The 22,753-nt window shown below is 58.0% G+C and carries 21 protein-coding genes and 1 pseudogene; 12 read left to right on the top strand and 10 right to left on the bottom strand.

Annotation, left to right across the window (positions count from 1 at the left end; genetic code table 11):
- Positions 1-83: 83 nt before the first annotated feature.
- A pseudogene (locus G3574_RS03010) lies at positions 84-689 on the top strand (IS3 family transposase); the annotation flags it as partial.
- On the opposite strand, the gene G3574_RS03015 reads toward G3574_RS03010, so the two are convergent.
- Together G3574_RS03015 and G3574_RS03020 are read right to left on the bottom strand one after the other, a co-directional pair.
- Positions 686-1,651, bottom strand: a complete 966-nt coding sequence (locus G3574_RS03015) for a J domain-containing protein (RefSeq protein WP_163960542.1) — start codon at positions 1,649-1,651, stop codon at positions 686-688. The pseudogene G3574_RS03010 and the gene G3574_RS03015 overlap by 4 nt on opposite strands.
- A 43-nt stretch (positions 1,652-1,694) precedes the next feature.
- The gene (locus G3574_RS03020) at positions 1,695-2,186 is read right to left on the bottom strand and encodes a hypothetical protein (RefSeq protein WP_163960543.1); all 492 of its coding nucleotides are present in this window, start codon (positions 2,184-2,186) and stop codon (positions 1,695-1,697) included.
- 20 nt (positions 2,187-2,206) lie between these two features.
- Here G3574_RS03020 and G3574_RS03025 point away from each other — a divergent pair, with 20 nt between their 5' ends.
- Complete coding sequence (locus G3574_RS03025) at positions 2,207-3,649, top strand: cytochrome P450 (RefSeq protein ID WP_163960544.1); 1,443 nt, start codon at positions 2,207-2,209, stop codon at positions 3,647-3,649.
- On the opposite strand, the gene G3574_RS03030 is transcribed toward G3574_RS03025, so the two are convergent.
- On the bottom strand, positions 3,639-5,069 hold the full coding sequence (locus G3574_RS03030; protein ID WP_163960545.1) for a sensor domain-containing protein: 1,431 nt from the start codon (positions 5,067-5,069) through the stop codon (positions 3,639-3,641). The genes G3574_RS03025 and G3574_RS03030 overlap by 11 nt on opposite strands.
- A gap of 240 nt (positions 5,070-5,309) precedes the next feature.
- Between G3574_RS03030 and G3574_RS03035 the strand changes: the two genes are divergently transcribed.
- The 3 genes from G3574_RS03035 to G3574_RS03045 all read left to right on the top strand — a co-directional run bounded on the left by G3574_RS03035 (position 5,310) and on the right by G3574_RS03045 (position 10,096).
- Entirely contained in the window at positions 5,310-6,068 is a 759-nt protein-coding gene (locus G3574_RS03035) for a hypothetical protein (protein WP_163960546.1), read from the top strand.
- A 75-nt stretch (positions 6,069-6,143) separates the two neighbouring features.
- Positions 6,144-9,083 carry a putative bifunctional diguanylate cyclase/phosphodiesterase gene (locus G3574_RS03040; protein WP_163960547.1) on the top strand — a complete coding sequence of 980 codons (2,940 nt, stop codon included), beginning with the start codon at positions 6,144-6,146 and terminating at the stop codon, positions 9,081-9,083.
- Between the two features lie 638 nt (positions 9,084-9,721).
- Positions 9,722-10,096 (top strand): hypothetical protein, encoded by a 375-nt coding sequence (locus tag G3574_RS03045; RefSeq protein WP_163960548.1) that lies wholly within the window; start codon positions 9,722-9,724, stop codon positions 10,094-10,096.
- A 12-nt stretch (positions 10,097-10,108) separates the two neighbouring features.
- On the opposite strand, the gene tnpC is transcribed toward G3574_RS03045, so the two are convergent.
- The 3 genes from tnpC to tnpA are packed head-to-tail and all read right to left on the bottom strand — an operon-like array spanning position 10,109 to position 12,405.
- The gene (tnpC, locus tag G3574_RS03050; RefSeq protein WP_163960549.1) at positions 10,109-11,647 is read right to left on the bottom strand and encodes an IS66 family transposase; all 1,539 of its coding nucleotides are present in this window, start codon (positions 11,645-11,647) and stop codon (positions 10,109-10,111) included.
- Between the two features lie 30 nt (positions 11,648-11,677).
- On the bottom strand, positions 11,678-12,025 hold the full coding sequence (gene tnpB / locus G3574_RS03055) for an IS66 family insertion sequence element accessory protein TnpB (RefSeq protein ID WP_163960550.1): 348 nt from the start codon (positions 12,023-12,025) through the stop codon (positions 11,678-11,680).
- Entirely contained in the window at positions 12,022-12,405 is a 384-nt protein-coding gene (gene tnpA, locus G3574_RS28620) for an IS66-like element accessory protein TnpA (RefSeq protein ID WP_163960551.1), read from the bottom strand. The genes tnpB and tnpA overlap by 4 nt, the downstream gene beginning before the upstream one ends.
- Positions 12,406-12,802: 397 nt before the next feature.
- Between tnpA and G3574_RS03065 the strand changes: the two genes are divergently transcribed.
- The gene (locus G3574_RS03065; protein ID WP_163960552.1) at positions 12,803-12,994 is read left to right on the top strand and encodes a hypothetical protein; all 192 of its coding nucleotides are present in this window, start codon (positions 12,803-12,805) and stop codon (positions 12,992-12,994) included.
- A 151-nt stretch (positions 12,995-13,145) separates the two neighbouring features.
- Complete coding sequence (locus G3574_RS03070; protein WP_163960553.1) at positions 13,146-14,132, top strand: DNA translocase FtsK; 987 nt, start codon at positions 13,146-13,148, stop codon at positions 14,130-14,132.
- Positions 14,133-14,235: 103 nt separating this feature from the next.
- Here the strand turns inward: G3574_RS03070 and G3574_RS03075 are convergent, their stop codons facing one another.
- The 3 genes from G3574_RS03075 to G3574_RS03085 form a co-directional block, all read right to left on the bottom strand.
- On the bottom strand, positions 14,236-14,565 hold the full coding sequence (locus G3574_RS03075; protein ID WP_163960554.1) for an HNH endonuclease: 330 nt from the start codon (positions 14,563-14,565) through the stop codon (positions 14,236-14,238).
- A 143-nt stretch (positions 14,566-14,708) separates the two neighbouring features.
- On the bottom strand, positions 14,709-15,539 hold the full coding sequence (locus G3574_RS03080) for a response regulator (RefSeq protein WP_163960555.1): 831 nt from the start codon (positions 15,537-15,539) through the stop codon (positions 14,709-14,711).
- A gap of 2 nt (positions 15,540-15,541) precedes the next feature.
- On the bottom strand, positions 15,542-16,222 hold the full coding sequence (locus tag G3574_RS03085; RefSeq protein WP_163960556.1) for a hypothetical protein: 681 nt from the start codon (positions 16,220-16,222) through the stop codon (positions 15,542-15,544).
- 259 nt (positions 16,223-16,481) lie between these two features.
- Here G3574_RS03085 and G3574_RS03090 point away from each other — a divergent pair, with 259 nt between their 5' ends.
- Together G3574_RS03090 and G3574_RS03095 are read left to right on the top strand one after the other, a co-directional pair.
- Positions 16,482-18,242 (top strand): DUF4942 domain-containing protein, encoded by a 1,761-nt coding sequence (locus tag G3574_RS03090; RefSeq protein WP_163960557.1) that lies wholly within the window; start codon positions 16,482-16,484, stop codon positions 18,240-18,242.
- A 204-nt stretch (positions 18,243-18,446) separates the two neighbouring features.
- Positions 18,447-18,758 carry a hypothetical protein gene (locus G3574_RS03095; protein ID WP_163960558.1) on the top strand — a complete coding sequence of 104 codons (312 nt, stop codon included), beginning with the start codon at positions 18,447-18,449 and terminating at the stop codon, positions 18,756-18,758.
- Between the two features lie 6 nt (positions 18,759-18,764).
- Here the strand turns inward: G3574_RS03095 and G3574_RS03100 are convergent, their stop codons facing one another.
- On the bottom strand, positions 18,765-20,171 hold the full coding sequence (locus tag G3574_RS03100) for a methyl-accepting chemotaxis protein (RefSeq protein WP_163960559.1): 1,407 nt from the start codon (positions 20,169-20,171) through the stop codon (positions 18,765-18,767).
- Positions 20,172-20,816: 645 nt separating this feature from the next.
- Here G3574_RS03100 and G3574_RS03105 point away from each other — a divergent pair.
- The 3 genes from G3574_RS03105 (at position 20,817) to G3574_RS03115 (ending at position 22,571) form a co-directional block, all read left to right on the top strand.
- Complete coding sequence (locus G3574_RS03105) at positions 20,817-21,806, top strand: phosphoadenosine phosphosulfate reductase domain-containing protein (protein WP_205609647.1); 990 nt, start codon at positions 20,817-20,819, stop codon at positions 21,804-21,806.
- Positions 21,807-21,928: 122 nt separating this feature from the next.
- Positions 21,929-22,162, top strand: a complete 234-nt coding sequence (locus tag G3574_RS03110; RefSeq protein ID WP_163960560.1) for a hypothetical protein — start codon at positions 21,929-21,931, stop codon at positions 22,160-22,162.
- Positions 22,163-22,244: 82 nt separating this feature from the next.
- Complete coding sequence (locus G3574_RS03115) at positions 22,245-22,571, top strand: hypothetical protein (RefSeq protein ID WP_163960561.1); 327 nt, start codon at positions 22,245-22,247, stop codon at positions 22,569-22,571.
- Positions 22,572-22,753 lie beyond the last annotated feature (182 nt).

Genomic DNA, 22,753 nt, shown 5'->3' on the forward strand with positions numbered 1-22,753 from the left:
AGCAGTCAGAGACCGGATATACGTGAGCAGTCGTACCTCAACGTCAAAAACGAATTGTTTGCAAAAGAGGAGGAGTCCATATACGCGTGTATCGCGTCATGCGTGATCATCACCTGCTGCTGTACCGCCACGGTCAACGCCCGGTAAGCCAGCGGCGTCATGACGGCAAGGTGGCGGTCGACAAGAGCAACACGCGTTGGTGTTCGGACGGCTTTGAGCTGTCGTGCGACAACGGTGAACGGGTCAGGGTTGCGTTTGCCCTGGATTGCTGTGACCGCGAGGTGATGAGCTGGGTGGCGACCACCAAAGGCATTGATGCCAACCTGGTGGGCGACCTGATGATGCAGGCCGTGGAATACCGGTTTGGCGACAATGGCCCGCCGTCGGAGATCGAGTGGCTGTCCGACAATGGGAGCTGCTATACGGCTGCTGAGGCACGGTACTTTGCAAGACTGCTGGGTCTCAAGCCCGTTACTACGCCGGTGTCGAGTCCGCAAAGCAATGGCATGGCGGAGAGTCTGGTCAAGACGATCAAGCGCGACTACGCCAACCTTGCATTGAGACCCGATGCCCAAACAGTGATGCAGCAGCTGGGAAGCTGGTTCGAGCATTACAATACGAAGCACCCGCACAGCGCCTTGAACTACTTGCCACCTCGGCGCTTCAGGGAAAAGCAGGCTTTAGCCTAATAACGCTGATGGTCCTGTATTACGGGGGCGAAAACAGAATCGTAATAGAACTTCCACGTTTCATGCGGGCCTGTAAGGACTATCCAATCCTTGGCGAAAGAGGACAGAAAGCCGCGCTCCACTTTCTCAAAATCCATTTGGATGGAGAGGCCGCGGCGAAGCGGTTCAATCGCCGCGACAAGTGCCTGCATATTGCCAGGCCCTACGGTTTCACGCATGTAGCGCAAGTCTTCAAAAGTCCGACGAATGCTGTCCATGTTTTTCTCAACAGCTTCTCTTTCATGCCGCTCCCTGCGGCGCTTAAGTTCATCTTCTTTGTGACGCCGAACCACATCAAGAATACTGTGCTTACGCTGGATTTTTGAAATAACAAGGTCTGGTTCTATGCCTTCGCCAAAAGTATTAACTGCTTGGTTCAGTTCCAAGGCCGCGTCGCGCAATCCAAGATCGACAAGCTGCTTTGCGAATCCAAGAATTTTCTCATCAGTGCCAAAGTAGATGGTGAAGAAGGCAGCCGAGAGCCGGTCCGCTAGCTCCACTCGTTGCTTGAAAGCTTTAGTCTCAAGCAGTGCCGCAACAAAGCCTGCCGCCAGATTTCTGGAAATCCGTTTCAGGTCGTCGATCGTAGTCCAAATGTCTGGATAGTATTCTGCGGTAAATTCGAGTTCAGGGAATGCATCCAGAAGCTCCTTGCGGAAATCAGACGGACTTTCAGATGCAGCTTGTGCCTGGCTAAATGTCCCCTTGCCATTGGCAAATTGCGCATCGTACTCTTTGCGCTTCTCGGGGTTCCCCAGCACTTCCCACGCTTCGTTAATTTCCTTGATCATGGCCTCGCCATGCGCCTTGTCGCCCTCGTATTTGTCCGGATGATAGATCTGGCACAGGACTCTCCAAGCAGCCTTGATTACGGCGATTTCTGCGGTTGGTAAGACGCCAAGCGTCGAATAGTGGTTTTTCATGCCTTTTGCTAGCAATGGATTCGATTTTTTAACGCCAAACAGTTCACCTGGTCACTTTGTTTGCTTGCCGTCGCAAATAAGCTTGCACAACTGCTGGATCGTCATCTGTACCTCGAGCCTGTTCCCAGTCGAAACCCGCATGCACCATGACATGCAGGTCGGGAGTGATGAGGTAGGAGTCCGCGTCGCAGCACACATGCGCACGATGCTGATTCAGGTCCGGCAATCCGTCGAACTGGGCCTCCGTGATTTCCAGCCATTCCCCGCCAAAGTATTCCAGAAGCCCCTTCATGCCGCAGGCCGGCGCCGCTGTCCACCTTGCCTCGAGCTCGACACCGGGGAAGTCGGGAAACCACACATAGTGCCGGAAGCCGCGCTCCTCGATGACCGGGACGTGGAAGTGCTCATGCAGTCGTGATTCAAGGTCGGTCATGGCTTGCGGGTCAAAAACTGTAAAGTTGAAACCGATATTTTTGGGGTTCGGTTTTTTGGCAGCGATGATCGTTATACTACCCGCCTCGCGCATGCTGCGCACGGGATAATAACGACCTGACAATGGCCTCTACCACCCTTGCTTCCACCCCTGGCGCAATCGCTGTCACGCCGCTTTCCAAACTGGCGGGCCCGGACCCGCATTGGCTATTCGGCAATCTCAAGCAAATCGAGACGCAGCGCTTTCATGCGCAGATGGAGGAGTGGGCGCAGCAATACGGAGCTTACTTCCGTGTGCGGCTTGGCCAACGGGATGCGCTGGTGTTGTCGGACCCGGCCACCACGGCCCGGCTCATGCGCGAACGTCCGGACAACATGCGGCGTGCTTCCCGCGTGGCGGCCATGCTCAACGAGGTCGGCGCGCGCGGGGTGTTTACCGCCGAGGGAGATGATTGGCGCGCGCAGCGCAAACTGGTGATGCGCTCGCTCACACCCGAGGTAATCCGTAACTTCTTCTCTAACTTCGTCACCCTGGCCGAACGCCTTCGCGTGCGCTGGCAGCGTGCGGTTGAGCGCGGCGAGCAGATTGACCTGCTGCACGACCTGGGCGCCTTCTCGCTGGACGCCATCGTGCACCTGGCCATGGGGCACGACATCAATACGCTGGAGGGGGGCGACAACCAGTTGCAGCGCGACATCGAGTTCATTTTCGCGCGCGTGGCAAAGCGCATCACGTCGCCGATTCCCTACTGGCGCTACATCAAGCTCGCCGTGGACCGGGAAACCGATGCCGCGGCCGATCGGATCATGCAGGCCGTCCACCAGTTCATCGCCCAGGAACGCCGGCGAATCGAGGACAATCCAGCATTGCGCCAACGGCCAACCAACATGCTTCAGGCGCTCATTGTGGCGCGCGACGAAGAAGGCTCAGGCTTTACCGATGACGACGTCATCGGCAACACCTTCACGATGGTCTTCGCCGGCGAGGACACGACCAGCCATACCATTGCGTGGCTCATCCATCACCTGAGCCTTGCCCCTGCCGCCGAAGCGGAACTGCACAAAGAGGCGGCTGGCGTGCTGGGCGCTGACCGGGTGCTGACCGGGTTTTCCCGGCTGGACGCGTTCCCGTACCTCGATGCCGCGACCAACGAAGCGATGCGCCTGACGCCGGTGGCGCCCATGATGACGCTGGAGACGCTGTCCGACTCCCAGATCGGCAATGTGCAGGTGCCGGCCGGCACGCCAGTCGTTCTCCTGCTGCGGGAGGTGAGCCGAAACGGGGACTTCGGTAGCGAGCCCGACGATTTCATGCCGTCGCGATGGATCGAGCGCAGCGCCAATCCTGCGGAAGGGGATCTGTCGCGGCAGATGTTCCCATTCGGCGGCGGCGCGCGCTTTTGTCCCGGCCGGTACCTCGCCATGGCGGAAATCCGCATCGTGATGTCGATGCTGGCGCGTAATTTCGAGCTCGTGCGCGACACCTCTGCGCCGCCGGTCCGGGATTTGTTTGTCTATACGATGAATCCGGATTCGCTGCCGGTATCGTTGAAGCTCAGGCCGTAGTATTTTCCGCCTGTCGTTCAATCTGCCGGGCCAGCATGTCGGCAAAGACGTTCATCACGCCGAGGTCCCGCTCATTGAGCGACTGGTCGGCAGTCGAACTGAAGCAGCAATAGGTGCCGTAGATTTCGCCATTGTTCAGCCGGATCGGTACGCTCAGGTGCGCGCGTACCGGCACCAATTGAGTTGCCGGCAGTGACATCGCTTCGGTATTTTCGAACGCGTCGGGAATGAGTTGGGGCAGCCGGCCGTCCACCACCCTCGCGCAATAGCTGTCTTCAAGCGGGTCGGATCCGCCAACCACGATGGGGGCGACACCGTTTTGCGCATCGATGGACATAAAGACGCGTTTCCCGTTGATGAACCGGGACACAAAAGCCACCTCCATGCCCAGGTGCTGGCGGATTGAGCGAAGCGACTCCTGCATGAAGGCAGCCAGATCCAGTTCCCTGCGGGCGGTGCTGGCGACGAATTCAACCATCGGTAAGGGTGTCACCTCAAGGCCGCGAGGAACAGGCAAGCTTTCGCCGAAGATGCGAAAAGCGTTTCGCCCTGATCGCTTGGCCTGATACATGGCCTGGTCCGCCCGGCTGACGAGCGTGGCTGCCGTTGTTTCATCGCCTTCGTAGAACGACACCCCGATGCTGGTCGTGACGCCTATCTTGTGGCTTCCGAGCAGAAACGGCGCGCGCATGCTATCGAGGATCTTCTGCGCCAGAACCGCCGCCCCTGTTTTTGCGTCGATGCCCTCGGCCACGACAACAAACTCGTCCCCTCCCAGCCGGGCCGCGAAATCCACTTCCCGCAGACTCGAGCGCAAGCGCCTGGCGAACTCCGTCAGAATGGCATCACCCCCCTCATGCCCGAGCGTGTCGTTGACCGTCTTGAAGTGGTCGATATCCATGAAAAAAAGCGCCATGGGCTTTCGTGTGCGTTTGGCACGCCCCATCGCCTCGCGCAGCCGGTCATTGAAATGCAACCGGTTGGGCATCTGGGTCAGGAAGTCGGTGGAAGCCAACTGGCGCAGTTCGAGCTCTGTCTGCTGCTGCCTGGACACGTCGTGGATGAACGCGAAGAACATGCGCTGACCGCTTTCCATCGTCGTCGAGATCGTCATCTCAACCGGGAAAAGCTCGCCATTGCGGCGCTGCGCGGTCATCTTGACCCGGTTATTGACCACCGCGCCATGCCCGGTTGCCTGATACCGCGCCATCCCGGCCGCATGTGCCTGGCGCTGGCCGGCTGGAACGATTAGCTCGCCCAGCGGCTTGCCGCACGCCTCTGCCTGCCGCCAGCCGAAGATGCGCTCGGCTACGGCATTCCAATGCGTCACTTCGCCATTGGCGTTGATTGCCACAAAAGCGTCATGCGATGTCTGGATGATCGCGTCAAGGAGCGAAGTAAAGGAGGAGGTGGAGGACATTTATCGCTCCGGAGGGCAGAAGCCCGTATTTTATTTTCCTGAAGGAAAAATGTGCAGAAAAAGTTTGTTGGCGAGACTGTGGTACCAACCGCCACCCGTTTGCTGCGCTGCGCTACAAACAGTTCACATTTCCGGACGGATATGTTCTCATAGAGTGAGAATTGGTTTCAAGGCAAGTTTCTTAACCATTACGATGTCGCCACGGCGGCAGAGCCGATAACATAATGTCCTGGGATTTGAATGACTGACCATACTGGGCCCCTGCGTCATCCGAGCTACAGGGCCAACACCAGCGCATTGGCCCCGCGCCGGGAACAGCGCTTCCCGTTCACGATCCGCATTGCCACCGGCGAAGCCGATCTTGCCAAGGCCAATACGGTCCGGCGCGACGCCTATGGGCGGCATTTGCCGGAACTCGCGGCAAGGATGGCCGAACCCGATGCGATGGACCGGCATCCCGATGTGGCGGTCCTGCTGGTCGAGTCCAAACTCGACGGCGAGCCCATCGGCAGTGCCCGCATCCAGCTCAACCGGACGTCGCGCCTGTCCATCGAGAGCGCTGTGGCCTTGCCGACTTGGATGCACGGCCTGCGCCTGGCGGAAGTGACCCGTCTTGGCGTGGTGGCGGGCCGCACCGGCATGCTGGCCAAACTCGCACTGTGGAAGGCCATCTTCTTCTATTGGGAGATGAAAAGCGTGCAGTGGGCCATCGCTGCCGGCCGCGCGCCGATCGATCAGCAATACCTTGACCTGACCTTCGTGGACCTGTTTCCGGAGCGCGGCTACGTGCCGCTGAGCTATGCCGGCAACCTGCCGCACCGGGTCATGGCCTTCGAAAGCCCGACGGCGTATCAGCGCTGGAAGAGCGCCGGCCACAAGCTGTGCGACTTCATTTTCCATACGCATCACCCGGACATCCTGTTGGGCGATGTGGCCCTGCGCCAGATTTCTGCAGCCCCGGTTGCCATTGCGCCTCTGCGCAAAGTATTGGCTGGATAGGTTCTCTGCTCCCCGGATTGGATTGTTCCGGGGGGCGTTATTCTGCTGTTGCTCTCTTTCGTTGCGGGACACAACATGCCCATTCCCTCGTTTTCGGCGCCCATCCGGCGCGTCGCCGCAGGTCTCGATACCCTGTTTGACCTGATCGGCTACCACATCGTCCCGATCATGGCCGTGCTCATCTCCCTGGTTGCGTTGATCGTGTCGGAGGGGCGGCAGGAGAACATCTCGGGTACGCCGCTTCCCCTGCAGGCCCAGATTGCGCCGGACTGGACGCCTGAGCAGGCAATGATGGAATTGGACGCGAAACAGCCAATCGGCCAGTTCGACACCAACCTTTCTGAAAAGCCGGTCTGGTTCCACATGAACGCCACGGCAGCGGGAGAGCGCACCTTCATCGAACTGCCTTCCCGCCATGCGCGCACGCTGACATGCTGGGACGGCGAATTGACCGAACTCGGACGCGCTACCCGAACAAGCCATCAAGGGAGCCTGAAGCGTGCCAAGGCGGGCTTTGCACTGGAACTGCCGCCATCGGTTGGTTCACGCGACATCCTTTGCCGGGGCACGTTCGTCGGACCTGCCCACCTGACTGCCGCGCAGTTGACCGAGGACCAGCTGGCCGCCGCTATCCGCCAGGACCAGCGGCGCTGGGGCATGCTGGACGGCGGCATGCTGGTGCTGGCCGTGTTCGTCGGCCTGATCGCCATCTTGAGCCGGGAATCGATCTACGTCCTGTTCGCCGGCTGGATCTGCCTGAACCTGCGCATTGCCGAATTGTCGGCTGGCTGGGACACCCAATGGCTGGGCGAGGAGATCCCCACCGAGTGGCTGTCGCCAATGCGCGCGGTCACGATTGCCTTGTTCGCCATCGTGACCTGCAAGCTGTACCAGACCCTGTTCGGCACCACCCTGAAAGGCAGCCGGACCGGCACGTTCGTTGATTGGACCACTCGCCTGTCCATGGTGTTGCTGCCGGCGGCGATCTTTCTGCCGTTTGCAACCTATCTGCCCATCATGTGGGTTGTCACCCTGCTGTGCCTGGCAGCCCTGCTCGTCAGCCTGGGCATCATGCTTCTGCGCCGAAGCTCGCCGGTGGCAATGTGGTTCGCCGGTGCGTTTTCCGTCACGCTGATCTCGAACGTGGCAGAAGTCGCTGCCGCGGCTGCGGCAAACAGCCATCTGGCCGGAACGATCAATGCCGTGACCGGCGCCATCGCATCCACCGTGCTGATCGCGGTGGCCATCGCCGAACGCATCAAGCTGGAGCACCGCCAGTTCATCGCCGCCAAGCAGGAACTGGAAGCCGCCTATGAAGCCAACCCGATTGGCCTGTTCACCGTCGATACCCAAGGCCGCCTCATCAGCGCCAACCCGGCAACCTACGAAATCCTCGGCATGCGGCAGGATGCCGGCCCGAACTGGTGGCTGGCTCACCTTGAGGTGGGCACATGGACTGCGCTTCAGGAACGACTGCTCAAAGGCCGTGACGCCGAAGTGGAATTCAAGAGCCGAGACGGCACCAAGCACCTGCTGGTCAAGGCTCGGTTGGTCAACGACAAGATCGAGGGCTTCCTGCAGGACATTACCGCCAAGGCGCTGATCAACGAAAACCTGTTCTTCATGGCGCACAACGATCCGCTGACGCGGGCGCTGAACCGGCGCGGCATCGAGCTGGAGTACAAGAAGGTCATGGAAAGCTTGGGCAACAAGGAAACGGTCGCCATTGCCTATCTGGACCTCGATCGCTTCAAACTGATCAATGACCTGTTCGGCCATGCGTCCGGCGACGACTTGTTGGTGCAGGTGGCGGACCGTTCGCGCAGCGTGCTTAGCAGTGGCCATGTCATCGGACGCGTGGGCGGCGATGAATTCCTGATCATGCTGCCAAAGACGACACTGGCGTTTGCCAGAGTCGTCTGCCAGGGCATCGTGACGGTCATTTCCGACACTTCCTACAAGGTGGGCGACCATGCATTCAACGTGCATGCCTCCATCGGCCTGATCGAATGCACGCCTGACATGGAACTGGCTGACGTCATCGCCAGCGCCTCGCGCGCCTGCCAGGAGGCCAAGAGCGGCGGCGACCACGTGGTGGCCTATGAGCGCTCCTCGAGCGCGCTGTTCGAGCGCCGGGCGGAACTGGCGCTGGCCGACCACCTGACGAGCGCGGATGCGACCTTGGCGTTCTTCCTCGAAATGCAGCCCATCATGTCGCTGAACCGCCCGACGGAAACGCTGGACTTCGAGGTGCTGCTGCGCATGCGGGGCCGAGACGGCTCCATCATCCCCGCTGGCCGGATCATTGGCGTGGCAGAGAAGGGGGGGTTGATGGGTATGATCGACCGCTGGGTGCTGTCGACCACGCTGGGCTGGATCGAGCGCAACATCGAGCGCTTGCCCAATACCCGGTTCGTCTGCATGAACCTCTCCGGCGCGTCGCTCAACGACGAACGTTTTATCCTCGACGCGCTGGACCTGCTGGACCGGCATGCGGCGGCGGCATCGCATATTTGTCTGGAAATCACCGAGAGCGTCGCGCTGCACGACCTGCCCAACACGGTTCGCTTCATCAACCAGGTGCGCGAGCGACAGGTGCGGGTGGCGCTGGACGACTTCGGCGCCGGCTACACCTCATTCTCTTACCTGAAAGACCTGCCGGCCGACGTGCTCAAGATCGACGGGAACTTCATCTCCAAGATCAACGAGAACCCGGCCAACGTCGCCATCGTGGAAGCCATCGTGCGGCTGGCGAACAACCTGGGCATGAAGACGATCGCGGAATGGGCGGAAGACGCCGCCACGGTGCGCACGCTGGCTTCCATTGGCGTGGACTACGTGCAGGGGTTTGCGATCGCGCGCTCCCAGCAGCCCGACGCGATCCTCGTGGCCACATCAGCGGCCAGCTTCATCAAGAACGCGCAAGTCATGGAAGTCGTGCAGCAGCTTGCGGCCGGAGAGTCATTTGAAGCCACCAATGTAATCAACATGCACGAAATGATTGACGCGCGTTGACGGCCGCGATCAAGATTGGACTGTGGTGATAGAGCGGCCAACAAAATCTGAATCTGATTGACGTTAGCAGCGCTAGCGAACGTCATCAGCATGCAGGATGTTCTATAGATGCGCTAAACCATTGCACCTCAGAATATGAGAATTAGGATTAGATTCATTCGACATAAAAAGGCGGTGTGGGCAAAGTTATCTTTGAAGCTGGATACGCAGAGTTGATACTATACCCGGCCCCTCCGCAGCTTCCGCTATTAAAAACTGATTGCGCATAAATGGACTGAGGGTTGACCATCTGTGCCACAAAAGCTGTCCACTGTGACGACACAAGCGCGGCCACACCACGCAATTTAGTCAACGATGGGGGGTTGTACAAATACGCTTGCCCAGTGCAGTCGCTAGTCGTGAAATAGATGGACCCTACCTGCACCCAGCGCAGTGGTGTATCGATGATGGGCAAGCTCACCGGCTGTCCGTTGTAATCAAATAAAACAGCGCTTCCAATTTGAGGATTGGCTGCATTGAGCGCATTGCTCTCAGTGGCGCCCACATAGCGTCCTACGTAAGCGTCTTCTCTGAACCGTGTTGACGATTGCATTTCATGTGACGGCTACAATGCTGGCTTTCATCACGGTCCGCGCACCATGTCCGATTTTCCTCGTTTCACCATCAACCGTCATTTGATCGTCCTGCTGCCGAAGCAGCCTGTCCTGGACTGGATTATGCGGGTCGATCCGATGCCGCCCGCGGGCCTCACGCTCGAGGAACTGCGGCAGGAACAAGACGCATTCCTCGTGTCTGACGCGTCCCTCGAAGGCATCGAGGATGCGGAACGTTGGGTGCATCGCCGATGGAAGATGTTTTTCGAACTATTCGTCGGCAATTGGTACACCGATGAATCGTGGTGGCCGAAGAACCGGACATTGAAGATGTTCAAGGAATGGTTCGACGTTCAGTACCACTCGATGGTCTGGGACTTGGCAGCGACCGTACCGATAGAACACGAAGACTGGGAGTGAGCCGATCGCCAGTCACCCGAGTTGTCCTGCGACGTTCCAGGGCAGCAGTTCGTCGATGCGGTTGATGGGATGCTCGGCAATGCGCTCGAGGACGTGACGCAGGTACGCCTGCGGGTCGATGCCGTTGAGCCTGGCCGTGCCGATCAGCGAGTACATCGCCGCGGCACGTTCGCCACCGGAATCGGCACCGGCGAACAGGAAGTTGCGGCGCCCGAGCGCCACGCCGCGCAGGGCACGCTCGGCCGCCGAGTTGTCGATTTCGATGCGCCCATCGTCGACATAGCGCGTGAACGCTTCCCAGCGGTTGAGCGCATACAGGATCGCCGCCGTCGTATCGGATTTCCTCGACAGCGTGTCCTTCGTCGCGCGTAACCATCTCTCGAAGTCGGCCAGCAAGGGCTTGGCGCGTGCCTGCCGCACCTGGCGCCGCTCGTCGGGTGGCTTGCCGCGGATGTCGCCTTCGATCGCATACAGTGCGCCGATCCGATCCAGCGCTTCCTTTGTCACCGCCGACGGCCGTGCCACATGCAAGTCGTAGAACTTGCGCCGCGCATGGGCCCAGCATGCCGCCTCGCTCACCTTGCCCGTCTCGTACAACGCGCCGAAGCCGGCATAGGCGTCGGCTTGCAGGATGCCGGCGAAGTTCTTTAGATGCTCCTGCGGATGGATGCCCTTGCGATCCGGTGTGTAAGCGAACCACACCGCCGGCGGCTCGGCCGATCCCGCAGGACGATCGTCGCGTACATAGGTCCACAACCTGGCAGTCTTGGTCTTGCCCAATCCCGGCGCGAGCACCGGCAACGGCGTGTCGTCCGCATGCAGCTTGGCGCCCGTCGTCACATGACGCCGCAATGCCTCCACCAGCGGAGCGAACAAGTCGCTGCAGGCGCCGACCCAATCGGCCAGCAGCGCTCGGGAGAGTTCGACGCCTTCGCGCGCATAGATCACCGATTGCCGGTATAGCGGCAAGTGGTCAGCGAACTTGCCGACCAGCACATGCGCCAGCAAGCCGGGGCCGGGCAAGCCACGTGCAATCGGCCGGGAAGGCGCTGCGGCTTGCACGATGCAATCGCAGCAGCTGCAAGCCAGCTTGGGCCGCACATGACGAATCACCTTGAAGCGGGCCGGCACGTATTCGAGTTGCTCCGACACATCCTCGCCCAGGTGCTTGAGCGCACCGCCGCATGCCGGACAGGCATCCTCGCCAGGCGCATGCACTTGTTCGTCGCGCGGCAGGTGTGTGGGCAATGGCTTTTTCTGCGGCGGCGTGCGGAACGGCTTGCCTTGACGCTGTGCGCTGCTGGCGGTCTGTCCTTCATCGGCCTGCAAGTCTTCCAGGCGCAGTTCGAGCTGCTCGATCTGCCGCTCCAGCTTCTCGGACTTGCGGCCGAATTGCATGCGCTGGAACTTGGCGATGAGCAGCTTCAAATGCTCGATCTCGGCAGTGCGGGTGGAGAGTTGCTCGCGCAGTTCCGTTACGACAGCATCGCGCTCGGCAAGCATTGCCTTGAGCGTGTCGATATCGTCGGGAAGATCGGCGTGCGCAACCATGCCGCGCAGTTTACGCAGGTGTGGTGATGTTTACAAGGCTGACAGGGGACGTTGCGTACGTTCCGGCCGACGCCAGTCGATGCCTTCGAGCAGCATCGACAGTTGCGCCTGCGTCAGTGCCACCGAGCCGTTGGTCGCTTGCGGCCAGATGAAGCGGCCACGCTCGAGGCGCTTGGCCAGCAGACACAAGCCGTCCCCCGTCCACCACAAGACCTTGATGAGATCGCCGCGCTTGCCGCGGAACACGAAGACATGACCGGAGAACGGATCTTCGGACAAGGCCGTCTGCACCTTCGCCGCCAGGCCGTTGAAGCCGCTGCGCATGTCGGTCACGCCGGCGGCCAGCCAGATGCGCGTACCCGCCGGCAGGCCGATCATCGGCGCAGCAAGGCCACGACCGCGCGCAGCGTCGCCAGGTCGGCTTGCTCGCCGACGCGCACGGTACAATCGGCGAACGCGATTTCGATGCCACGTTGCACAGTCGGTGCGACTGGCATAGGCGACGGCGCGGAAGATGCCGTCTCCACTGACGCGTCAACGACCGCGACCGGCAGCAACGATGCATCGGCAGCGTCGAACAAGCCCGCCCGGTAATGGCGACGCCATTTGAACAGCTGGTTGGCATTGATGCCGTGTTCCTGCGCCAGCTTCGAGACGGACACGCCAGGCTCGCACGCGCGCTGCGCGAGGGTGCGCTTGAAGTCGAGAGGATGATTCGGCCGCCCTTTGCGCGTCGGCCGGTTGGTTGGATTGGCCACTTTGGTTCCCACTACTTTTTGGTGGGAACCACTTTCGCTAATTTGGACTCGCGCGTCCAGACGGTTCAGGGACGACGCTTACCGTCCTACGACGGTTCCTGATTCTGTAACAACTATGGGGGCGGTTGGAGTTGGAGTTGGAGTCCCCGGCTTAGCAGCATTTGATGTCGCGTGAATACTGGCGATTGCGAAAACCAAACAGGATATGCGGATATATTTGACCATCCTCATTTCTCCTCCACGTTCTATTGTCTGTTTGCTAATTTATATGAAGGTCTACTTTGTCGCTTGCGTAAAGTCAAAATCAGTAGCTGCCTATTCATGAGCAGTCACCAGACTTGGAAAAGACCTCGTGTAAAGGTCAAAGGACACCGCCATAGTGCGTACCCTAGCTTCTATGGGCGCCAATTACGTGCAGGGATTTGCGTTTGCCCGTTCCCAGCAACCGGATGCAATCCTCGTCGCCATATCAGTTGCCAGCTTCATCAAGAATGCGCTGGTCATCGAAGTCGTCAACCAGATCGCGGCGGGCGGGACGTTTGCCACACCAGCCAAGGTCATCAACATGCAGGACATGTTGATACGCTAAGACTCTGGACAATGAATCCACAGAGCACCGGCAGACCGCGAAATTTGACTTCGACGTCCTCGCTATTGGGCTTATGTAACATTTTGTAAGAAATAGAAAATTAGCAGCCCTGAAAGACGGTGTCTTCTCCGTCTCAATTACTGGAGAATTCATGGTTTTCGCACCTCAACTCGTCAGCCAGGCCTACCGGGTCGTCCTGCAAGCTCAAGCGGTGTCAGCAGCCCTTCTGCAGCGCCGCTTGAAAATCGGTCATTCACTCGCGCAGCACTTACTGAACGAGCTGATTGCGCGGGATGTAGTCCGCTATTCACCACGGACTGGCCATCGCCTAGATCCGCACTTTTTGACACGCCATCAAAGGAAGACCATGCCAGATCCGCGCAGCTTGTATGTCGACAAAGTCGTCGAAACGGCACTGTTTTTCTTTGAGTGTTTTGAAGAGAACAATGACGGACATACCGGCGCGATCAAGGTACTCAAGCCAGGCAACGTCTCCAATATGGCAATTCGAAAGCGCGTGCTCCACGATTCTTATCGAACCAATGGGCTGAGCCTCACCGCCGCAGCAATCGATTTACACGCATGGCTAAGTGAAAGCGGCGAGTCTCCAGACGACCAGACCGGGATCGTGCAGGCAATCGAGACAGCGGCCGCACAATATGACAGGCCGCCAAGGAAAATCGAAGACGAATTCAGGAGAAGGCACCGAGCATTCAGACGCTTGGCGCGCTACTATCGTATGATTCATAAGCATGGCACCGCGATAAGCAATGACAGCCGCGTACCTGACTACTTCATCCCAGCCGCGTGGATCGCCATGGGACAATCCGAGGCGCATGCAGCCCAGGTCGATGGCGGGACACACCCAGAGCATGTCGTCCCTTGTGCGTTTATTCTGAAAAACTGCGTCGATCTTTTCGAGCAAGAGTGGAGCGTCGACGAAGTCGCATGGCTATTGCAGCGCATGTTAGGCGTGGTGAACATCACCTTTGACGAACGGGATGCTTTGGACAACGGGGAGAACAACTTGAAGTTCACCATGCCTAGCAATTGGCACCCACTTACGGGATGTGTCTATGCGCGTTTACATGACAAAAATATTGACCTTGAGCATGCATGTACATGCCAACGCGCATGACACAACACCCCCCCTGTGAGTCTGCCACTTGCAGGGGATTATTCATTTTCCAGCATGGTGCTAGGGAACAAGCTTATAACTGAAGGCATTTCAAGTAACTTCATCACTCAACAGGCGTACGGCCATAGATCGCCTTGAAATGCTGAATTCGCCTCGCCTCAAAGCCTGCGTTCGTTCCTTCAAGATATGCTTTTCGCTGAGCGACCGTGAACAGTCCAAGACCGTGGGCTCTTGAAAGCGAACCATTGCACGGCCGACACGCCAACACGAGATTCTCCGGCTTATCGCGGTCAGGATTTGATGGTGGCAATAGATGGTCCACTTCAGCGCATCGATAAGCTAACAAACTGCTTACAAGGTCGGCGCCGCAATACTGGCATCGTCCTTGGCACGCGTCGAACACTTCGTGCCATGTCATTTCCGAAATCGCCATTTTCACTTCCTCCAAAAAAGACACTAATGAAACGCAGCCTGGAATTGGTCGGATCCTTCGCTGCATCCCATTGCTAGCAGCGCGCGACACTAACTGGTCAACGTCATCAATATGCTCGACAAGATTGACTTGCCCTGACCGGATCAGTCCCGCTTCCGACTCTCAACGCGCTTTCGAACCGCCTCGATCGTTGCCGACACCGCCTCCCGGAATGCCGGGAGCAGTTCTTGGCGGACTGCCAATATCTCGTGGTCATCCGTTGTCTCGACATACGAGCATATGCGACTGAGCGACACGGCACCAATAGCTTGCGCGGAGCCCTTCAAGGCATGCGCCGCCTGTTGGGCGTTCTGTACTTGATTCAACACGAGATTCACCTCGATCTTGCGCAGTCCGTGTTCGGCTTCTGCGATGAAGGAATCAGTAATTGCCTCGAGGCCTGCCCGATCCGGGTAAAGAGAAAAAACGCGTTCCAACTGCTCGAAATCCATCAGCGGCACGTGCAGAATTTCTGCAGAGACGCCACCGACGGAAGGAGTCGGGATAACGGGCTCAGGAACAGGAAGGCTTTGTGCCGCCGGCGCAACCTGTGGTTCCTTTGTAAGCGCGTCGATGGTAGCAAGAAGCGAATCGTCCGTAACTGGCTTGGGTATGATCGAGTGCACGCCGAACTTGGCAAATTCGTCAAGCTCGGCCGCTCCTCCCGACGACAACATGATGAACGGCGTGGTTAGGTGGGAATACTTTATGTACTGGTACGCCTTGAAAACGTCGAGGCCCTGCATGTCGGGTAGTTCGCTTGCAAGGATGACCAGGTCGAAAATGCTTTCTTCAAGCGCATCCAATGCTTCATCGCCGGTCGCCACGAATACCGGGCGATGCCCTTCCTTGTTGAGCACGTAGAGAAGGTGGGCCTGGCTTTGGGCATCGCTTTCGGCAACCAGGATGTCGCGGGGTATGGTGTCAGATGCCATGGTCAGGTCGGGAATGGCCAGCCGCCCGAAGGGGCAAGCACTGTCTTGCCAGCCGGCGTAGAAGTCGCCACATTCGCCGCGGGTACCTCATCAACCTGCAATTCGAGCAGGCTGTTGCTCGTGCCAACGAGAAAAGCTTCCACCTGGTCCCACGGCACTTGCCCGCCGTTGGACAGAATCTGCGGCACGATCACGTTAAGTAGAGTGTGCTTGGCTTCCTTGCAAATTCTAGAAAGCTCCACTCTTTCAGTGTCGGCACTGACTGCACAGTATTCAAGCGTGGCAATGAACACTGATTTACCTAGGATGCAGGGAGAAAGCCATTCCGTTTTGCCTTCATTAACCCGGTTCAGGGCGTAATCAACCGACTCTTTTAGCGTAAGCATGTACCGGAACGCCTCATCCTTTTTTTCGATCTTCAACAGAAAACCGAGTGACTGAATACGCGAACGCAGTTCCTCCAGTTTGTCGTTTTCTATTTTCGCAATGATCGCGTCCGTCGACGCCTTCGAGATCATCGCCAGCTGCTCCATGGCTTCCTGCAGCACTCGCTCCACTTGTGCGGATGGAACTGGTGCAGTCGAGCCGGCTTCCGCCCCATTGGCAAACAGCTTCTTTTCAACGTAGCGGGTACCTAGATCGATTGCCCGCCCAAGAATATTTTTGTAAAGCTCTTGGTACATGTTTCAACTTTCATGTGTCAATGGATAAGCCCTCACTCTTATGCGACGAATTGGCCGTGTGGTTCGGGCGGTCCTAGCGCGAAGATGATACATGGAAACAAAACCTGTTCGACGCGATGTTGCAAAACGTCAACTTCTTTCTTAACGCCCTTTTTTCTGTTCTGACATCTCTTGCCGCAATGCTGACTGCCGGCCACAACCGGCTTTTTTAACCCGTGGCAAATTTCGCCACGAATCGCACTATGCGACAGGAGAAAACATGGACAATTTTCAGTTTTACCCCACCGGGCCAATGCTCGCGACAAAAATGTGGGCCAAGTTCAAGAACCGGGATTTCCGCCGCGTGCTGGAAGGTTCGGCCGGCGAGGGCGATCTTGCGTTGGCGGGAAAACGCCGGGGCGACCTGTACCACCGCAGCAGCATCGACATCGATGTCTGCGAGATCGACGTGACCAAGCACCCGATCCTGCGCGAGAAGGGCCTGAATGTCGTTGGCCTGGACTTTCTGCAGTTCGCTGGAGCGGGCGCAATTTATTCCCACATTTGCCTCAATCCGCCCTTCAAAGACGGGGTGCGGCACGCCTTGCACGCGTGGAACCTGCTGTGGGATGGCGAACTTGTCGTGTTGCTCAACGCCGAGACGATCCGCAATCCATTCTCTCAGGAGCGCCGCCATTTGGTGGACCTCATCGAGCAGCACGGCGAGGTCGAGTTCATCACGGACGCGTTCAAGACCGACGACGTGCGGCGCAAGGCGGATGTGGAAGTGGCTCTGGTCTATCTGCGCAAGGTGGCCGATACCAAGACCGACATCATCGGCAATTTGTTCGATGAGTTACAAAGCGACAAGCAGACAGCCAGTGGCCTGTCCGCCGGGTTCAGCGAAGACCTCTTGCCGTCTCTTCCAAACACAGCCATCGAGAACCTGGTGCTGACCTTCAATGCAGCCGTTCGTGCCATGCGTGAAGCGACCTTTGCGCAGGCAAAGTCGAACTACTACACCGCGATGCTGGGAGAGACGATGGCCATGCGCGACAGCGGCCAAAGCACGAAGCAGGATGGCTCGGTGTCGTTTGTCCAGGAGCGTCTGGCCAGGGAGTATCACGACCTGAAAGACCGCGCGTGGGCCAGCGTGCTGCGCTCCACCAATGTAAGGGAGCACCTGTCTTCAGCGGCGCAGCAGCGTCTCGAAAGCGAGTTCAAGGACATCAAGAAGCTGGAATTCACGGTGGCCAATATCCACGGTTTTTTGCACGGACTGATCAGTTCCAAGGGCGCAATCTTTGAGGACATGTGCTGCGACGTGTTCGATCTTTTCACCAAGTACCACAGCGAAAATACGGTGTATTTCAAGGGTTGGAAAAGCAATGACCGGCACCGGCAAGCAGGAATGCGCTTGCGCACCACGCGCGTCATCCTGCCGAATCACCGCACCGAAAGCTATTGCCGCTCAATGGATTACAGGTCAATGCAATTGCTCGGAGATTTTGATAAGGTCTTCGCGGTCTTAGACGGCAAGCGCGTACCCGAAGTTGGCCTGGTCGACATCTTCACCAATCGCTTCGCCGACCTTCGGGCTGGCGAGCGTGTGGAGAGTTCGTACTTTGACGTGCGCTATTACCCCGCCGCAGGGACGATTCACTTTTTTGCAAAGAGCGCGGTGCTGATCGACCGTCTCAACAGGATGGTGGGCCGCAAGCGCGCCTGGTTGCCCCCCGAGAATGAGCGAGTGTCCGACGCTTTCTGGCTGCAGTACGACAAGGCCGAGAAGTTCGACAAGCAGGTCCGCGCCGAGGTCAAAAAGCGTGCGCAGGGCAGGAGTGAATGGGGATGGGTCGGTCCGTTGGACACTGCCTTCGGCAATCGGGGCAGGGGTGACGAGGAAGCCATCGGCAGCGCACAGCAACTGCTTGCTGAGGCGTTGGTGACGGTATTGGAGCAGAACGGCATCAGCACCGATTTCCGGCTCACTGATGAGTCACCGAAGCCGCAGCAGCCGCTGTTGCTTGAACTGGCCTAATCCACTAGGTAGTTGAAGAATTATCCCCGCGCACAGCACATGCTGGCGCGGGATTTTCTTTTTACGGGTACGAAGCCTATGATTTCCCAGTAGAAAAAGGCTCAAGTCATTGGCGTGGGATAACCGCGCCACTGCTTGCGCCGGGTCAGCACCCATTATTGGAGGTGTGGAAACATCAATAGCTCAAGCAATCGAGTCATTGTCATGGCAATCGCATCGCACACCACAGTCACAATACGCGACAGTTCCTATCGCATCCGCCGCAAGGCCGTGCTGGGTATCGTGCTGTCTATTGCTGTCGCACCGTATGTCATCGCGCTCGTTGGCACTCTGAATGGAACGGAATTGCCGGCGCCCGCCGGCCTGACCCTGCCGGGAGCTGCCGAGGCGCGCCTCATCGCTGCCGGGTGCGCCGCCGACGCCGGCATCCCGCTCACCGGCAGGCATGCCTTCACAGCGGAGGAACGCGCCGCATTCGATCGCTGCGTGGAGCGCCACCTTGGCGCTCGCAGGTAGATCGGGTCAATCGAGCTGGAAATGCTCCAGCCTGACGGTCAAGTCCTGTGTCCTTTGCTGGAGATCGCGGGCGCCTTGCTCCGTTTTTTCGACGATTTCCTTCGCTTGGCCCATCGACGCATGGACGTCGATGACCGCAAGACTGACCTCGCGCAGCATCTCTTTCTGACCTTGAGAGTCGTCGACGAGGACATCCATCGTGCTGCTGACTTCGATCACCGCTTCGACAACACGTTGAATCGTGACGCCAGCTTCGGCAACGTTACTATTTCCCTTCTCGACTTCCGCCACCGAGGCCTGAATCAGTTCCTTGATTTCCTTGGCCGCACCCGCGCTTCGTTGAGCGAGATTACGCACTTCGCTAGCGACAACCGCGAATCCCCGACCTTGCTCCCCCGCCCGAGCCGCTTCGACTGCTGCATTCAAGGCCAGAATATTGGTTTGGAAGGCGATACCGTCGATGACGGAAATAATGTCGGCAATGCGATTCGAACTCTGCCGGATCGCGTCCATCGTGTTGACCACTCGCTTGACGACTTCTCCCCCAGTGACAGCGACGTCGCGGGCACTTGACACCGCCGCCGTGGCTTGCAGCGTATTGCTCATGTGATGCTCGACCTGTTCCAGCAGTTCATTGGCTTGCTGCGCAGAGTGCTCCAGCTTGGCCGCCTGCACTTCGGTCGCCGCCAGCATCGCGGTGGTTCTCTCGACCATGTCTTCTGCCGTACTGTCCACCAGCGTCGTGGTGCTTTTCGCAGCAGTGACTGTCTCTGCCATATCCTTCAACGTTGCGTGCAAGGCCCTAGCTTGCTCACTTGCCAGGTCGGTGTCGGGAAGGGCGAGATTGGTAATCCCCGGATTCGCTTTAACGGAACGAATCAAGACGTCCAGCTCTGCTGATGTCACCGCTGCCTTGTTCAGGATAATCGCGAGATACACGAGCACGGAGGCTTCAAGGACGACATAGGCCGCGTGCAAGAACACGATGTCCCATCCCGTCTGCGTGAAACACAGTGGTCCGTACGCCATTTCCTGAAAATAGTTGAACGACACATGGTGGACAGCGATCGTTCCCGCCGCGACGACAATCGGCTTCCAGTCCCGGTAATAAAGCAGGAACGCCAGCATGACAAAAATTCCAAAGTGGAACTCGATCATTCCCGCGGCCTGATGAATGTGCAGTCCCGCAAAGACCATGGCCATGGTCGCGATGGTGCACCGGGACGCGACCGATCCAGGAGCCAAACCATGGACGATCAAGGCAACAAGCACCGCAGGCAAACCAATTCCGAATGCGAGACTCCATGTGTCGTGCCAGTTCGCCAGGCAAAGGGCACCAATGAATCCAAGGAGCAGCGTGCCGAGCATTATCTTGTCTGCGTGACGGTGGTGCGGCAGCTGTGCATGTTTCATGGCGCGTCTCCCATAAAGGTTCTCTTATTCTCCCGTTTTAACATCAATCTACCCATTGCTCAACGAAATTGCAGCTTTTCAATTTTAGGGTCGTCCCGTCGAGTCCAATATCTGAGGCCGAAAGTACCAACAAACGCGCAAAGGCATGAATACGCCAAGCGTCGGCGCGAACTTTTCGGCAAATGGTAAAAATTTCGTGTGCATCTTCTGACTGCCACCCGCTATTCGCGGGACACTCTCTGGCAAAAGGCATCTGCCTCTGCGCGCTCGTCACCACGTATTTTCTTTTCGGTCCATATCGGGAACTAGGCAATTCCGCCTGGCCCCGTTAAGGAGATACATGATGATTGTCTTGAGTCCTACCCAGCCTGTCACAGACAGCCGCGCTGCTTGCACGCCCACTCCCGCTGGCGCCCTTCCAACGGCTACGTCCGACTACTTCAGTCAAGCTGAACTGTACGCCTTCGACAAGCCAGCGCACGTGCGCACCGCGCCATTGCCACTCGTCCTGCCGGCATAGCTTGTCGGAAGATGCTTGACTTCGATCCATTCAACACAGGCTGCCTCCCGGCGCCTGTGTTTTTTTTGCTTACGCATTTCTCTTCGTTACGCGAAACCTCGCGGATTTCTTACCAGGAGAGAAGCATGGACATGACTCAACCGCCGCTGTTTGTCACGGCCGATACGCTGGACCCATTTGTGTTTGACCGCGCCATTATTGGACTTTCAGGCGGAAAGGATTCTATCGCCTGTCTGCTGCACCTATTCGAAATTGGCTATCCGAAGGAACGCATCGAGTGCTGGCACCACGATGTCGACGGCAGGGAAGCCCCCGCTTTCATGGACTGGCCGTGTACGCGGGACTACTGCCGAAAGCTGTGTGAGGCTTTGGACATTCCCCTGTACTTCAGTTGGCGCCAAGGCGGCTTCGAGCGCGAAATGCTGCGCGAGAATCAGCTGACCGCGCCGGTGCTGTTCGAGACGCCAGACGGGATAGGGCAGGCCGGTGGTGTGCGAGGCGAACCTAATACCCGCCGCAAGTTTCCCCAGCAAGCCGCATCGCTGAGCACGCGTTATTGCTCGTCTTCGCTCAAGATTGACGTCTGTTCGACCGCGATCGCCAACCAGCCGCGCTTCGAGAAAAAGCGCACCCTGCTCGTCACAGGCGAACGCGCCGAGGAAAGCCGGGCCAGGGCAGGCTATGCCATCGCCGAGCATCACAAAACGTCCAACGGCAAGCGGGAAGTGTGGCAATGGCGTCCGGTGCATGGGTGGACCGAACAGCAGGTATGGGACATCATGGAGAAATACCGGATCAACCCGCATCCCGCGTATCACCTTGGATGGGGCAGGGCGAGCTGCATGACCTGCATTTTTGGCTCGCCGTCGCAATGGGCATCGGTCTACCAGATCGCGCCTCAGCGGGTGATCAAGATCCACGCCTATGAGCAGGACTTCGACTGCACGCTGCGCCGGGACGGCGACATCATGAAAGCGGTCAACCGTGGCACGCCATACGACATGGACCCGCACTACGTCCAGTTGGCCCTGTCGGAGGAATACACCGATCCGATCCTTGTCGAGGACTGGAAGCTGCCGAAGGGTGCCTTTGGCGAATCCTGCGGCCCGACCTGACGCCTGAATCCACACCCCGTCACGCTCAACCGAGCTGGCGGGGTTTTCTTTTTCTTTCCGCGACATAGCGATCTGCTACGACATTTCCGCGGATGGTAGCCCGCTCACTCTTGGAGATCGCCATGAACGCATTGCCCGCCACGACCGAGGAAAGGGATTTCGCCGACTTCGCCAGCATGATCGCCTCGGAACAGCGCATCACCTGCGCCTACGAGACCGTCTGCGAGCTGGCCAAGCGCTTGATCGACGCCGTGCATCGCGGCGCGCTGACCTGGTTCGCAGCCCGTGTGCGCCTGATCGCCGAGATCGAGCGCGAGATCGAGTCCATGCCCCGCCCGGCATCGGCTTTCCGTTGACCGAGTTACCCGCAGCGCCATACGGCGTCTGCGGGTTTTTCTTCTTTATTTATACTATGCGCAGTGCCGACAATAAAACAACGTGACCGTAAAGCTCTCTATGAATATTCCATTGTTGGATCAAAGTGACCGTGTCCAAACCTATCGGGAAATTGTCGAAAAATGTAATGCCGCAAAGGCTGCACTTGAATCATTACATCTTCGATTTCATCCAACATCTACGCTTGGAAAGCTGTTTAAGACTGCAAAATGCTTCGCAGACCAATGGGAGCAGGGAATAGATGATAAATGGGACATTAAGCAGCTCATCGATACTGGACATGCATGGCGAATAGCCGACGCTATACTCGCGGTTTATCAAGTTAAGGGTTCACGTCACTGTCTAGAGCGCATTACAAAAAAGATGTAGACCTAAAAGAACGCACTTATTCGCAAGGGAAAGATGCCCTCTGGGAAATCGAATTATTCGCACGACTGCTCCGCGCAGAGGTTAGCGCGCATTTAGTTGACCCACCGGACATAATTGCAAGATTCGAATTTGGCAATTACTCTGTTGCTTGTAAAAAGGTCTACTCGGACGCTAATGTAGAA

The sequence above is a fragment of the Noviherbaspirillum galbum genome (assembly GCF_010974945.1).
Classification (GTDB): Bacteria; Pseudomonadota; Gammaproteobacteria; order Burkholderiales; family Burkholderiaceae_D; genus Noviherbaspirillum; species Noviherbaspirillum galbum.